This is a genomic window from Candidatus Pseudomonas auctus, from assembly GCF_048654275.1.
Taxonomy (GTDB): Bacteria; Pseudomonadota; Gammaproteobacteria; order Pseudomonadales; family Pseudomonadaceae; genus Aquipseudomonas; species Aquipseudomonas pharyngis.
Map to the genome: position 1 here is coordinate 200,615 of NZ_JBJYZK010000010.1, position 14,452 is coordinate 215,066.

A 14,452-nucleotide genomic window follows, 5' to 3' on the forward strand; every position below is an offset into this window, starting at 1 on the left:
TATGACATCGACATTTTTAGCTGCACCCGAAACTGAAGAACTGCGCGCCTGGCAAGCCCTGGGACTGGGAGAAAGCCCGGACATCGAAGCGTTGACTTCCCTACCGACCGCCCGGGATCGAAGACGGTTCAACTCACTTCTGCGCGCCAAGCCCGAACTTGCCCAATCCATGACCATCGACATGTACAAGGCAACGCGTGTCAACGATCGCATTTACGGCACCGTAAAGGACTTCTTGGGTGCCAGCTCAATGCTGATCCGTCGCCTGGCTGGAGACGTATTGCATGAGCCCACCATCGAGGAAGTACGCGCGACACCCTCAGTGTTTCTTCAACGAATACTCAATTCTGTCAACTCACAGGATCTGACAGTCCGCTTGCTGAAAAAGCTCAAGTGGTATGGCGCGCAGCCTGGCGAACAGACACCGGACAGCGTCCGACATCAACTGATGTGCAAAGCCATCTGTCTATACCTGAATGCTGCGCCTTCATCCGAAGCACCGGAAGAACTGGCCGGTTTCAGTTGGCGGGCTCCTGCCCTCTGGGGCAAAAGCTACCAGGCCCTGCGCCATGATTTTGAACAGCACTTGCTGGACACTCGCCGGGTGGGCAGTACCAAAGAGGCGATAATACTGGCGCAAATCTTCCAGACCCGACTCTCGAAAGATTTCTCTGTGCCCGACATCCCTCCCGAGTTGCGTTACAAGAGCTCGGCCGTATGGGTCAATTTCATGCATGGTGTGCTACTGGCCGAAGCGCTTGACTTGAACCGGTCGCAATTGCTGTCTTTTCAACAGCTCGTCGACCTGCCTCTGGTACGGAGTGCCAGCGCCACTCCCGAGCAACTTGAGCAAATAACAAAACTGAGGATGGGTCCCGCGCTGGAGTGGGCGGTTTGCATGGGCATTGTCCAATCGCGAACGGAATCCGACTACGCCGAAGAGGACATCGAACGGGCAATGGCAGCGTTGGACAGCCAGAACGAGAGCCTGAACAAAGCGGTGATGAATCTGAACATCCCGCTTCCCGAACGGCTGAAAATGGCCCGAGAGTTCAAAAACATCGTACTTGGCAGTCATTTTTTCGAGCAAGACGGCCGTAAGCTGCTGCCAGAGGACACACGTTATATAGGATCCCGATCCACACCGACATTGAAGCTGCCGGGACACGATTTCCTCGACCTCTATGCGGATGGTCAGATCAAAGAAGGAAAAAGATGGGTCGTCACCCAGTCCGATGGCAAGACACGAAGCGTTATAACGCTCAGGATTGACGATCGGCGAGTGCTCTATTCCGAACGCATGAATTCAGAAGGCGATTATCAACGGACCTCACACCACGCTCCCGAATGGGCGGGCGGGACACTACCCGACATCAACGCCAAATTCGAAACGGCCTTCAAGGACTACCTGACGATCATCAGGCAGGCTTTCGAAACCCTGATTGCCAGCATGCTGGCCTCTCTGACACTTCCTGAACGCCGGATTCTGGCCCAGGGTGACATTGACGTGCTGAGGTTACGCCAGCGCATCAAGCAAGGCGAAGAGTGGGCAGACCTCAAGGCTCGCAAGGGTTACGTTCTGAAGGTGACCCACGGCGATGACATCGTCTATTACGAACTCATCCCGAGCGCCGGCATCATTCGCCCCAGAACCACTCTGAGATTTTCGACGATCAACGGCGTTCGCGAAGAATACCCGCTACATGCCTCGATCCCCGGACAAACCTATTCACCCGAACGCGACATCAGTACCTCGTTGCTTCTCGACAGTACCGCCCATGTCCACGGCAGGGCACCCGCTGACAAGCAGTCCTGCATAGGAATCCTCGATACAGTGGGTCGGGTGAAAGCTGCGGTACTCCCCGACTCAACGCCCGCCAGTGAAGCGACAGACCTTGCAAGCAGACTGAAAGAAGTGGCTCACCTCATCGCAACCAATCATTTGTACGTCGATGAAAAAGAACTGCGCCTCCAGGCCCGGGGTATGACCGCGTTCGACAAAATCAGGGCCAAAATAGAGAAACGACTGGAGGTGCTTGAAAATATCGTCAAAGGATTCGTGCCTTTCTGGGGCAGCATCGACGATCTCATGTCGGGTGATATCACGAAAAAAATCATGGGCGGCGTAGGGCTCCTGGTGGATCTGGCATCCTTTCTCTTCCCTATGGGTAAATTTCTGTCCGGCTCGGTACGACTGGCCAGAGCCGCGAGCGGCGCTTCGAATATAGTCGTCAAGGCCAGCCTGCCTTCTTTCTCGGCACTGACCGGCAAGCTCCTGACCTCCTCAATAAAAAACCTGAACCCACTGGATGGCATACCGACGCTACTCAAAGGACTGTTGAGCGGCGCAGGGAAAGGATTGCTCGCCGGTGGTCGGGCAACGCTTGGAGGTATCAAAAAGTTGACGGGAAAGGCCGACGGCTATCAACTGGCCGACCAGTTGCCACAGGCTATCGACCCCGGGCGCTGGAAGCCGCTGACAAGTACTGACGAGCTGGCAACGGTCAACGGCATCGATGACGTACTCGTTCGCCCTGCAAGTCCTTCGGATCCGAAACGACTGCATCTGGTCGACCCGGTGACCTCGCTGCCCTATGGCCCGCGCCTGCGCAATGACAGCAGAAACCTCATCCAGGGCAGATCCAGTTACCAGTTGCTGCCGCCAACCGAATCCCATGCCCTGACGCAAGTGCCGGAGAACGCCCGTATCCATGAAATGCTAGAAGTCGATGGACGAACCACGCTGCTGATTGATGACATCCCTTATCGCCTGGACGGGGGTCATCTGCGACGCGCTGACCTGATCGATGATCAATCGATGTTCAAAACCATACCTTGCCGAGTGCGGCGCATGCCGGGTTCAGATGCATGCAAAACGAGCTATGTCACCCGCGATCCGGCGTCCACGCCAGCCAGCGGGACTTACGACACCGATAAAGACTGGGCACCCTGGTTCGGGGACTGCATTTATACCCCGGCCGTTCCGGATCGAGCGATGCTGCTCAAGACCCTGAAAAAGAAAAGCAGACTCCCGGCGACGATAGCGTTTCAAAAAGGGATTTACGGAAGAATCAGAGTGGATATTCCCGTCGGCACCCGGAATCGGTTCGACACCTTCGAGGCCGGCGCAATCATCGTCCCCGCCATCGACGACTCAAGGCACTATGTGTTCACCCGACTGGGCGCCGGAGCCTTCTACATTGCGGAATTACCCAAGGGACAAGGCATCTCCAGCTCTTTGACGCTGCGCAAGGCCACCAGCCTGCCTGCCGATCTGAAGGCTGAACTGATGAAGGTCTACACCGGATCGCTCCATGCCAACAACATGGCGAGAATCTACGGTATTCCAACCGTAGAACGCGCCCTCGCAACCATGGAGAATATTGCCATTCGCATTGGCGGCCATAAGAACCCGCCCGACACGCTCAAACTGCTTAAAGTCGACACCTCTCCCGGAGAGGCGGTGTTGTTCGATCATTCCACGCGCATGATCGTCAGCCGGCTTCCGGATGGTGCTGCATCCTGGTCACGCAGCCGAGACGCTTCGGATACGTTTCGCCAACGAGCCGCCGACATCTTCGATACGCTGTTTGCCGAGAAAACCATCAATGTCCAACAAAGCGCCGACCTGAAAATCAATCGGACAATGGACAAGCTTCAAGCGATGCTCCCGCCTCATTTCCAGGGCCAGAACCCACGTAACATCGCCTACGCCGACATCGTGACATCGACCGGCAAGCGCGAGGTATATGTCAGCGTTTCCGGCGCCCAGGGACTTACCGGAGAATTGCCACTGTTCAAGCCTCCGTTTGCGCCGGACAGAATGATTGTGGGTGATACTACCTACTTCAACATCGACTTCGGCCAGACCTTCAACAGAACCTCGCTGGAAGTCTCAAGCGAAGGGCGATTGGTGGCGATCCCCCATACGATAAAGGACATCGACACCTACACACCTGCACTGACCCGCCGGCCGACCTCTCTGGACAGCGAGGCCAAACTGATCAACGTGCTTCGCCAGAAATATCCCGAAAACCACATGATCGCTTCGGTCGATGTGGCCACGACCATGCCCCCATGCACCAGTTGCTCGGTGATCGTCAAAGAGTTTGGCTACGACGGCACGGCCAACGCACTGGAAGTGCTATGGAATTGACCTACAGTCGCTGCAAATGCCCATACAGCTTGGCGTACAACCCACCATCGGCAATCAGTTGCTGATGGTCGCCATCCTCGGCCACTTGCCCGCCGTCGAACACCAGCACCCGGTCCGCCTGCTTCACCGCTGACAGGCGGTGGGCGATGATCAGTGTGGTGCGGCCATGGAGGAAGCGCGCCATGGCCTGGTGCAGGTTGTATTCGGTGGCGGCGTCGAGGGCTGACGTCGCCTCGTCGAGGATCACCACTTTCGGCTCGGCGAGGATCATCCGCGCGATGGCCAGCCGTTGCCGCTGACCACCGGACAGGCGCACGCCGGAGCGGCCGACGATGCTGTCCAGGCCGTCCGGCAAGGCGCGGATGGTGGGTTCGAGCTGGGCGATTTCCAGCGCCTGCCAGCACGCTTCGTCGCTGCGGGTGCGGCCCATGGTCAAATTGGCGCGTACGGTGTCGTTGAACAGCGCCGGATGCTGCAGCACCACCGCGACGTTCTCCCGAACCGTTTCCAGGCCGATTTCCTGTTGGGTCGATCCACCAAAACGAATGGTGCCGGCCAGCGGTGTGTACAGACCCAGGAGCAATTGCACGAGGGTGCTTTTGCCTCCGCCGCTGGCGCCGACAATCGCCACTTTCTCGCCCGGTGCGATGGACAGGTTCATCTGATCCAGCACCAGTTCATCGCCATAACCAAAGCTCAGGCCCTGCACCTGAATCCCGACGGTATCGCGGCCCTTGAACGGATCGACGCCGCCGGGGTATTGCGGCTCGTCGGCGCGGGCCAGCAGTTCGTTGATCCGCGACAGCGCACCGCCCGCCGCGTAATAGGCGTATTGCAGGTTCAGCAGCTGCTCGACCGGGCCGATCATGAACCACAGGTAGCTGAACACCGCGAGCATCTGACCGATCGACAGGTCGGAGAACAGCACCGTCAACATGGCCGCTGCGCGGAAGATGTCGATACCGAACTGGAACAGCAGGCCACTGGCGCGGTTCGAAGCGTCAGTCTTCCACTGCGAGTTGACCGCGTAGTTGCGCACTTCCTGCGCGCGCAATCCAAGGCGCCCAAGGAAGAAGCCCTGCCGGTTGCCAGCGCGCACTTCCTGGATTGCATCGAGGGTTTCGCTCAGCGCCTGAGTGAAGCGCGAGGTACTGTCGTTCTCCAGTTTCTTCAGATGCTTGACCCGCTTGCCCAACTGCACCGTGGCGTAGATCACCAGCGGGTTGAACAGCAGGATCAGCAGCGCCAGTTTCCAGTGCATCCACATCAGGATGCTGGCGGTGCCGACCAGCGTCAGCATCGCCACCAGAAAACGGCTGAGGGTTTCGCCGACAAACTTGTCGAGGGTGTCGAGGTCGGTGACCAGGTGCGTGGTGACCGTGCCGCTGCCCAGGCTTTCGTATTCGCCGAGGGAGATCCGTTTGAGTCGTTCAATCAAACGCACGCGAATGCGATACACGATGTCCTTGGCCAACCGCGCAAACAATCGCGCCTGCAACACGCCAAAACACAGGGCGCTGCAGCGCAGGGTCAGCGTCACCACCAGCATCAGGCCGATGTAGCCCGCCGCTTGCTGCCACATTGAGGGCAGCACGTGGTTCATGACTTTCAGCGCAGCATCGCCGTGGCCGAGCAGGACTTCGTCCACCAGCAACGGCAGCAGCAACGGAATCGGCACGCTGCACAGCGTCGCCAGTACGGCCACGCCGTTGGCAATCCACAGGGATTTTTTGTGATGAAGTGCCAGTCGCCGGACTTCAGCCCAGCTCAGCCGGTCGACACGCTTGACGGCTTGCGTGTCATCGGTCGGGTCAGACACAGGCCGCGCGCTCCAGCCATCGGCCGAGCAACGGTGACAGTTCACTGAGCGGCTGGTAGCCGTTGGTCAGCAACGCCAGTTGGCCGTTGCGCTCGGCGAGCAGGGTCGGGAATCCGGCGATGCCCAGATCCTGAACCCAACTGAAATCGGCCTGGGTCGCCTTGTGCTGATCGGCATGATCAAACAGGGCAGCAAACTCAATGCGCGGGACGCCGGCCTTCTCGGCCAGCTCCACCAGAACGCTGGCCTGGGTGACATCGCGACCTTCGGCGTAGAACGCGTGCTGGATCAACCCGACCAGTTTCCACGCGCAATCCGGCGCCAGGCTGCGCGCGGTGACGATGGCCCGGCAGGCAGGCTCGGTGTCGTAGACAAAACCGTCCGGCAATGCGCCTTCAAATTTGAACGGCTGGCCGGTGGCCTCGGTGACCGCCTGCCAGTGTTCGAGAATGTAGCGCCGGGTGGTCGGTTCCAGCGCCGCTCCACTGCCGGTGCGCAACCCGCCGACCACCAGGTGCAACTCCACCCCGGCTGCCTGCGCCTGCTCCACCAATGCCTTGGCGACCGGGGCAAATCCCCAGCACCACGAACACATCGGATCCATCACATAGAGCAGGCGTGCAGACATGATTAAGCCTCGGTGGATGCTTGCTTATAGTTGTAGCCGATCGGGTGCGGCATGTTGCGCGCTTTTGCCAGTTCGATCTGTTTCTGGCGGTCGATGGCGCTGCGACGGGTCTTCTCGCTCAGGCTGTCCCAGCAGTGCGGGCAACTGATGCCGGCCACGTAATGCTCGGAAGCGCGATCTTCAACGCTGACCGGGGTGCGGCAGGCGTGGCACTGATCGTAGTCGCCTTCGCTCAGGTCATGGCGCACGGTCACGCGGTTGTCGAAGACGAAGCAGTCGCCCTGCCATTTGGTTTCTTCCTGCGGCACCTCTTCGAGGTACTTCAGGATGCCGCCCTTGAGGTGGTAAACCTCTTCGAAGCCTTCGCCGAGCATGTAGCTCGAGGCTTTTTCGCAGCGAATGCCGCCGGTGCAGAACATCGCGACCTTCTTGTGCACGGCCGGATCGAAGTGTTCTTTGATGTAGTCGGGGAATTCGCGAAAACTGGTGGTTTTCGGATCGATGGCGCCTTCGAAGGTGCCGATCGAGACTTCGTAATCGTTGCGGGTGTCGATCAGCAGCACTTCCGGATCGCTGATCAGTGCGTTCCAGTCCTTGGGCTCGACGTAGGTGCCGACCTTCTTGTTCGGGTCGACGCCTTCGACGCCCAGGGTCACGATCTCTTTCTTGAGCTTGACCTTGGTGCGATAGAACGGCTGCTCGTCGCAGTACGATTCCTTGTGATCGATATCGACCATGCGCGGATCGTTGCGCAGCCAGGCCAGCAGGCCGTCGATGCCTTCGCGGCTGCCGGAAACCGTGCCGTTGATGCCTTCTTCGGCGATCAGCAGGGTGCCTTTGATGCCGTTGTCGACCATCGCTTGCAGCAGGGGCTCGCGCAGGTTGACGTAATCTTCAAGGGTGACGAACTTGTACAGTGCCGCCACGACAATCGGTTGTGTCATGGGTATTTCTCCAGGTGGCTACCCTCGTAAAGGGTGAACCGGATGCGAAAAAAAACGCGCCGGGTGAGCGGCGCGTTGCGGATTCTAGCAAAAAACCTCAGTTCATTGCTGCAAGGCTCAATGCTTGCTGCCGCCGGCACAGGTCGGCGACGCCGGAGCGACGCCTGTCTCTGCCCATTCCTGCGGGGTGTAGGTGTGCAGCGCCAACGCATGGAACTCGCCCATCAGCTCGCCGAGCGTGCCGTAGACTTTCTGGTGGCGCTTGACCCGGTTCAGGCCTTCGAACTGCGCACTGACCACCACTGCCTTGAAGTGGGTCTGCAACCCGCGACTGTGCATGTGGCTTTCGTCCAGCACTTGCAGATGCTCAGGCTGAAGCAGCGCCAGCGTCGATTCGATGCGTTGTTGCATGGTCATCACGAACTCCGCTTACTTCTTCTTGGCCGGAGCGGCGCCTTTCGGTGCCAGCTCGTTGGTCATGTCGTCCAGCAGCTTGTTGACCACCGGTACGGCGCTTTCCAGCTTGGCCTGGGTCATCTGGGCCGATTGCTGGGTCAGCTGCGGCATTTTCTCCAAGACTTTCTTGCCCAGTGGCGACTGGTAGAACGCGACCAGGTCTTTCAGCTCGGATTCGCTGAAGTTGCTGGTGTAGAGCTTGACCATGTCCGGTTTCAGCTTGTTCCAGCCAATGGCCTGGTCCAGAGCGGCGTTGGCCTTGGCCTGGTAGGTATCCAGTACGGCTTTCTTGGATTCCGGCGCCTTGGTCTGTTCAAAACGCTGGGCGAACATCTGCTGAACCTGCATGTACACCGGAGTGCCCAGCTTGTCAGCGTGTGCCAGGGTCAGGAAAGCTTCGGCACTGGCGTTGTGGCTGGCGGTATCGGCAAGCACCTGGCCGCTGGCGCAGACCAGGGCAACCGCGGTACAGATGGCACGAAGACGAGTCATCGAGTTTCCTTTTCAGCTAGGCGAGGTAAAACCCCAAGGGCGACCATTCTGCGCCTGAATAACGCTGCGGCTCAACCCCCGGCCCTTGCCGCGCTTGATTGGCGGGGATTTGCCGGTCAACAATCGACCGGATGGAACCACCCGGGCCGACACCGGCCTAAACTGCGCAAACAGACCAACAGGAGTGTGCACGATGAGCCGTATCGAAACCGACAGCCTGGGCCAGATCGAGGTCCCGGACGACGCTTACTGGGGCGCTCAGACGCAACGCTCGCTGATCAACTTCGCCATCGGTCAGGAACGCATGCCATTGCCGGTACTGCACGCCCTGGCCCTGATCAAGAAAGCCGCGGCCCGGGTCAACGACCGCAACGGCGACCTGCCTGCCGACATCGCCCGCCTGATCGAACAGGCCGCCGACGAAGTGCTCGACGGCCAACACGACGACCAGTTTCCGCTGGTGGTCTGGCAGACCGGCAGCGGCACGCAAAGCAACATGAACGCCAACGAAGTGATCGCCGGCCGCGCCAACGAACTGGCCGGCAACCCACGCGGCGGCAAGACGCCGGTGCACCCCAACGATCACGTCAACCGCTCGCAGAGCTCCAACGACTGCTTCCCCACGGCCATGAGCATCGCCACCGCGCAAGCGGTGCAGGGCCAACTGCTGCCGGCCATCGCCGAGCTGTCGGGCGGTCTGGCCGAGCTGTCGGCGCGGCACATGAAACTGGTCAAGACCGGCCGCACCCACATGATGGACGCCACGCCGATCACCTTCGGCCAGGAGCTCTCCGGCTTCATAGCGCAGCTGGATTACGCCGAACGGGCGATTCGCGCGGCGTTGCCGGCGGTCTGCGAACTGGCGCAGGGCGGCACTGCCGTCGGCACCGGACTCAACTCGCCCCACGGCTTCGGCGAAGCGATTGCCGCTGAACTGGCGGCGTTGTCCGGCCTGCCGTTCGTCACCGCACCAAACAAATTCGCCGCCCTCGCCGGCCATGAGCCACTGACCACGCTGTCCGGTGCCCTGAAAACCCTCGCCGTGGCGCTGATGAAAATCGCCAACGACCTGCGCCTGCTGGGTTCCGGCCCACGCGCCGGTTTTGCCGAAGTGCGCCTGCCGGCCAACGAACCGGGTAGTTCGATCATGCCCGGCAAGGTCAACCCGACCCAGTGCGAGGCGTTGTCGATGCTCGCCTGTCAGGTGCTTGGCAACGACGTGGCGATCGGCATCGCCGCCAGCCAGGGTCACCTGCAACTGAACGTGTTCAAACCGGTGATCATTCACAACCTGCTGCAATCGATCCGCCTGCTGGCCGATGGCTGCAGCAACTTCCAGCAGCACTGCATTGCCGGCCTTGAGCCGGATGCCGAAGTCATGGCGAACCATCTGGAACGTGGCCTGATGCTGGTGACGGCGCTCAACCCGCACATCGGCTACGACAAGTCGGCGGAAATCGCCAAGAAGGCTTACAGCGAAGGCAAGACCCTGCGCGAAGCGGCGCTGGAGCTGGGTTACCTGACTGATGAGGAGTTCGATGCCTGGGTGCGGCCGGAGAACATGATCGAGGCCGGTGCCAAGGGCTGAGTCAACCCGATCCTTCCCGTGCCCGGCATGGGAAGGTCATCCGACCAACAGTTTCGCCCGCCGGGCCTTGAGCCCGGCAATCAGCGAAGGCCCCAGCGCTACCAGTGCCGACCCCAGCACCACCAGCACCGCCCCGCCATACCCCAGCAGATTGATTTGCTCGGCATGCACATACTCAGGCCACACACCCGCCGCCACCGCTACCGCACCGAACGTTACCAACGGCGTGATCGCGAGCGTCGCACTGACCCGCGAAGCTTCCCAATGCGCCAGCGCCTCGGCAAACGCGCCGTAGGCGATCAGGGTGTTCATGCAGCACGCCAGCAGCAGCCAGCCCTGCAACGGATTCAGCGACAGTGCTTCGAGCGGATGCACCCACGGCGTCAGCAACAAGGCGCAGAACAGGTAGATCACCATCATCACCTGTAAAGAATTCCACACCGTCAGCAATTGCTTCTGGCCCAGCGCATAGAAGGTCCAGACGGTCGAGGCCAGCAGCACCAGCAACACACCGGCGGTGTAATCAGATAAAGAGGTGAGCAATTCCGCCAGACGCTGATTGAAGAACAACGCAAAACCGATCAACAACACCGCCAGGCCAATGCCCTGACCGATGCTGAAGCGTTCCTTGAACACGAACAGACTGGCGATCAGCAACATGATCGGCCCCATCTGCACCACCAGTTGCGCGGTGCCGGGGCTGAGCAGGTTCAGGCCCATGAGGTACAGCACGTAGTTGCCCACCAGCCCGAGCACCGCCATCAGCACCAGCCAGCCGCCCTTCGGCCCGAGCACCTTGCGACTGGGCAACCGTTTGGTCGCCGCCAGATAAATGAACAGACAGCCGCCGGACACCAGCAGGCGAAACCAGGTCACCGTGACCGGGTCCATCACCACCAGCACCTGCTTGAGCTTGATCGGCAGGATTCCCCAGAGAAACGCCGTCAATAACGCCAGGAACATGCCGTACACCCAACGACCCGATGAAACGTGCATGAGAACCCCAAGCGCCAGAGACAGGAGCGCTCATTCTAGGCGCACGGACCAGCCCTACACAGGGACAGTTGCGTTTCAGCCGCAAATGAAACTGTGCAGGTCGCAGCAGAAAATTGACGCTGGGCCGTTGATCGGCTGGCCGGGCGGGATAAGTAGTTCAGGCATAAGCTCATTGGATCCAGCCCGGGACATCATTCACCAAGGAGACCCCGACATGTTAGGCATGCGCGCCCAGGACACCGCCCCCGCCACGCACTTTCGCAGCGACCGCGTGTGTCGGGTCAACGGTGAACTGTATTTCAGCACCCGGGAAAACACCCTCGAAGGGCCGTTCGACAGCCACGAGAAAGCCGAGCAGGAAATAAAGGCCTACATCGCGCGGATGCAGTTGCTGGATTCCGGCAGATAAGCCGTGCTGAACCCAATCGCGGGCAAGCCCTCTCCCCCCAGGTTCCAGGTTGGCCACTGAATTGTGAGCACACTGGAACACTGTGGGAGCGGGCTTGCCCGCGATTACGATTTGCCGGTCAACGCATCGTTCAAGGCCTAGCGCACAGCCTCAAACAACCCGGTCGCCCCCATCCCCCCGCCCACGCACATGGTCACGATCCCGTAGCGCAGATTGCGCCGCTGCAACTCGCGCACCAGATGCCCGACCTGCCGTGACCCGGTCATGCCGAACGGGTGGCCGATGGAAATCGAGCCGCCGTTGACGTTGTACTTCTCGTTGTCGATTTCCAGACGATCACGGGCGTACAGGCACTGCGAGGCAAACGCTTCGTTCAATTCCCACAGATCGATATCCGCCACCTGCAGGCCTTTGGCCTTGAGCAGCTTTGGCACCGAAAACACCGGGCCGATGCCCATTTCGTCAGGCTCGCACCCAGCGACGGTAAACCCGCGGAAAAACGCTTTCGGCTTGAGCCCCAGTTGCAGGGCTTTTTCCAGGCTCATCACCAGCGTCATCGAGGCGCCATCGGACAACTGCGACGAGTTGCCGGCGGTCACCGAACCGTCCTCGGCGAACACCGGTTTCAACCCGGCAAGGCTTTCATAGGTGGTGTCCGGACGATTGCAGTCATCGCGGTCGACGATGCCGTCGAGGATCTGCACTTCACCGCTGTTCTTGTCTTCAACCCGGTACTTCACCGGCATCGGCACGATTTCATCGTTGAACAGCCCTGCTGCCTGCGCCTGGGCGGTGCGGATCTGACTTTGCAGCGAGTAACGATCCTGCGCCTCGCGGCTGACGCCATAACGGCGCGCCACCACTTCCGCGGTCTGGCCCATGGTGTAGTAGATGCCCGGCGTCTGCTGCTTGAGCAACGGATTGATCATGTGATCGGTGTTGACGCTTTTCAGGGTCAGGCTGATCGACTCGACGCCGCCGGCGACGATGATGTCGCTGCAACCCGACGCGATCTGGTTGGCGGCAATCGCAATCGCCTGCAACCCCGAAGAACAGAAACGGTTGAGGGTCATGCCGGCGGTGCCGGTGCCAAATTGCGAGAGCACCGCCACGTTGCGGCCGATGTTGTAGCCCTGGGCGCCCTCGTTGGAGCCGGCGCCGACGATGCAATCCTCGACGCTGGCCGGGTCGATGTCGTTGCGCGAGAGCAACGCATTGACGCAATGGGCCGCCATGTCATCGGGACGGGTCTGGTTGAACTTGCCGCGAAAGGACTTGGCCAGGCCGGTCCGTACGCTGTCGACGATCACCACTTCACGCATGGCATACCTCATTGTTGCAGTCGGTTGAGAGTGGACCGAGCATAAGTCCCCCCCATCGCCGACCGCGACAATCATTCACCTCGCGTATGCGGGCCCATCGGTTCAGTCCTTGTGCTTTTTGGCTCGCTTGTCGGACTTCTCGAAAGCGTCTTCCAGCGCCCGGTTGATCGTGCGCAACACCTTGACCCGGGCCCAGCGCTTGTCATTGGCCTCGACCAGGGTCCACGGCGCGATTTCGGTGCTGGTGCGGTCGACCATGTCGCCCACGGCGGCACGGTAGGCGTCCCACTTGTCACGGTTGCGCCAGTCGTCTTCGGTGATCTTGAAGCGCTTGAACGGGATTTCTTCGCGCGCCTGGAAGCGCTCCATCTGCGTGTCCTTGTCGATCGCCAGCCAGAACTTGACCACGATCACCCCGGCGTCGGCCAGTTGCTCCTCAAAATCATTGATCTCGCCATAAGCGCGCATCCAGTCGGCAGTGCTGCAAAAGCCCTCGACCCGCTCCACCAGCACCCGGCCGTACCACGAGCGGTCGAACACGGTGAACTTGCCCCGCGCCGGAATGTGCCGCCAGAACCGCCACAGATACGGCTGCGCCCGTTCCTCTTCGGTCGGCGCGGCAATCGGCACGATGCTGTATTGGCGCGGATCGAGCGCCGCCGCCACTCGACGGATCGAACCGCCCTTGCCCGCGGCATCGTTGCCTTCGAACACCGCCACCAGCGCATGCCGGCGCATGCGTTTGTCACGCATCAGCCCCGACAGCCTTGCCTGCTCGGTGATCAATTGTTCTTCGTAGTCTTTCTTGTCCAGACGCTGGGTCAGATCGAGGCTGTCGAGCAGGTTCAACTGGTCGACGGAAGTCCCCAGCGGTGCAGCGTTGACCTCATGGGGATGCACATCGGGACGCTTCAAGGCATTTTGCAGGCCTTCGAGCAGGATCTTGCCGACCGTCAGGCTGCGGTAGTGCGGGTCGACACCCTCGATGACATGCCACGGCGCGTAATCGCGACTGGTGCGGCGCAACACGCGTTCGCCGTATTTGACGAACTTGTCGTAGGTCTGCGATTGCTGCCAGTCCAGCGGGCTGATGCGCCAGCTGTGCAGCGGGTCGTCGGCCAACGCCTTGAGCCGCGCCTTCATCTGTTTCTTGGACAGGTGGAACCAGAACTTGAAGATCAGCGCGCCTTCATCGCAGAACATCTTTTCCATGCGCTCGGCGCCGGCAATCGCCTGATCCAGTCGCGGATCCTTGAACAAACCATGCACCCGGCCCTGCAGCATCTGGCTGTACCAGTTGCCGAAGAAAATCCCCATCCGCCCCTTGGCTGGCAGCATCCGCCAGTAGCGCCAGGCCGGTGGCCGCGCCAGCTCTTCATCGGTCTGCTGATCGAAGGTACGCACTTCGATCAGGCGCGGATCCATCCACTCGTTGAGCAACTTGACCGTCTCGCCCTTGCCGGCGCCTTCGATGCCGTTGATCAAAATGATCACCGGGAAACGCTTCTGCTGCTGCAACTCGAACTGGGCTTCGAGCAAGGCTTCACGCAGGGCGGGCACGGCGGCTTCATAGGTGTCTTTGTCGATGGCGTGACCGATTTCAGCGGATTCGAACATAGGGACGGCTCCTTCCAGGATTCAG

11 protein-coding genes are annotated in these 14,452 nt (G+C 60.3%); 3 read left to right on the forward strand and 8 right to left on the reverse strand.

Translation table 11 applies throughout. The features are described from left to right. Position 1 precedes the first annotated feature (1 nt). Positions 2-4,156 carry a hypothetical protein gene (locus tag ACKUG4_RS19500; protein ID WP_445434634.1) on the forward strand — a complete coding sequence of 1,385 codons (4,155 nt, stop codon included), beginning with the start codon at positions 2-4 and terminating at the stop codon, positions 4,154-4,156. Between the two features lies 1 nt (position 4,157). On the opposite strand, the gene ACKUG4_RS19505 is transcribed toward ACKUG4_RS19500, so the two are convergent. From ACKUG4_RS19505 to ACKUG4_RS19525, 5 genes are all read right to left on the reverse strand, one after another. Continuing rightward, positions 4,158-5,975, reverse strand: coding sequence for an ABC transporter ATP-binding protein (locus ACKUG4_RS19505; RefSeq protein WP_445434635.1), 1,818 nt, complete (start codon positions 5,973-5,975; stop codon positions 4,158-4,160). Then, positions 5,968-6,570, reverse strand: a complete 603-nt coding sequence (locus ACKUG4_RS19510; RefSeq protein ID WP_172829544.1) for a DsbA family protein — start codon at positions 6,568-6,570, stop codon at positions 5,968-5,970. Before ACKUG4_RS19510 ends, ACKUG4_RS19505 begins: the two co-directional genes overlap by 8 nt. A 35-nt stretch (positions 6,571-6,605) precedes the next feature. Beyond that, a complete protein-coding gene (gene trhO, locus ACKUG4_RS19515; RefSeq protein WP_085647494.1) occupies positions 6,606-7,547 on the reverse strand; it encodes an oxygen-dependent tRNA uridine(34) hydroxylase TrhO in 942 nt (313 codons plus the stop codon). 117 nt (positions 7,548-7,664) lie between these two features. Continuing rightward, positions 7,665-7,964 carry a BolA family protein gene (locus tag ACKUG4_RS19520; RefSeq protein WP_007950896.1) on the reverse strand — a complete coding sequence of 100 codons (300 nt, stop codon included), beginning with the start codon at positions 7,962-7,964 and terminating at the stop codon, positions 7,665-7,667. Between the two features lie 12 nt (positions 7,965-7,976). Beyond that, entirely contained in the window at positions 7,977-8,495 is a 519-nt protein-coding gene (locus ACKUG4_RS19525) for a DUF2059 domain-containing protein (RefSeq protein ID WP_007950895.1), read from the reverse strand. 193 nt (positions 8,496-8,688) lie between these two features. Between ACKUG4_RS19525 and ACKUG4_RS19530 the strand changes: the two genes are divergently transcribed. Then, positions 8,689-10,083, forward strand: coding sequence for a class II fumarate hydratase (locus tag ACKUG4_RS19530; RefSeq protein WP_064598467.1), 1,395 nt, complete (start codon positions 8,689-8,691; stop codon positions 10,081-10,083). A gap of 36 nt (positions 10,084-10,119) precedes the next feature. Here ACKUG4_RS19530 and ACKUG4_RS19535 read toward each other — a convergent pair whose 3' ends face one another. Next, complete coding sequence (locus ACKUG4_RS19535; RefSeq protein ID WP_039770584.1) at positions 10,120-11,079, reverse strand: DMT family transporter; 960 nt, start codon at positions 11,077-11,079, stop codon at positions 10,120-10,122. Between the two features lie 214 nt (positions 11,080-11,293). On the opposite strand from ACKUG4_RS19535, the gene ACKUG4_RS19540 reads away from it, so the two are divergent. Further along, positions 11,294-11,488, forward strand: coding sequence for a DUF6316 family protein (locus ACKUG4_RS19540; protein ID WP_064598468.1), 195 nt, complete (start codon positions 11,294-11,296; stop codon positions 11,486-11,488). 137 nt (positions 11,489-11,625) lie between these two features. On the opposite strand, the gene ACKUG4_RS19545 is transcribed toward ACKUG4_RS19540, so the two are convergent. Together ACKUG4_RS19545 and pap are read right to left on the reverse strand one after the other, a co-directional pair. Continuing rightward, positions 11,626-12,810, reverse strand: a complete 1,185-nt coding sequence (locus ACKUG4_RS19545; protein ID WP_445434636.1) for a thiolase family protein — start codon at positions 12,808-12,810, stop codon at positions 11,626-11,628. A gap of 102 nt (positions 12,811-12,912) precedes the next feature. Further along, entirely contained in the window at positions 12,913-14,427 is a 1,515-nt protein-coding gene (gene pap, locus ACKUG4_RS19550; RefSeq protein ID WP_085612157.1) for a polyphosphate:AMP phosphotransferase, read from the reverse strand. Between the last annotated feature and the right edge of the window lie 25 nt (positions 14,428-14,452).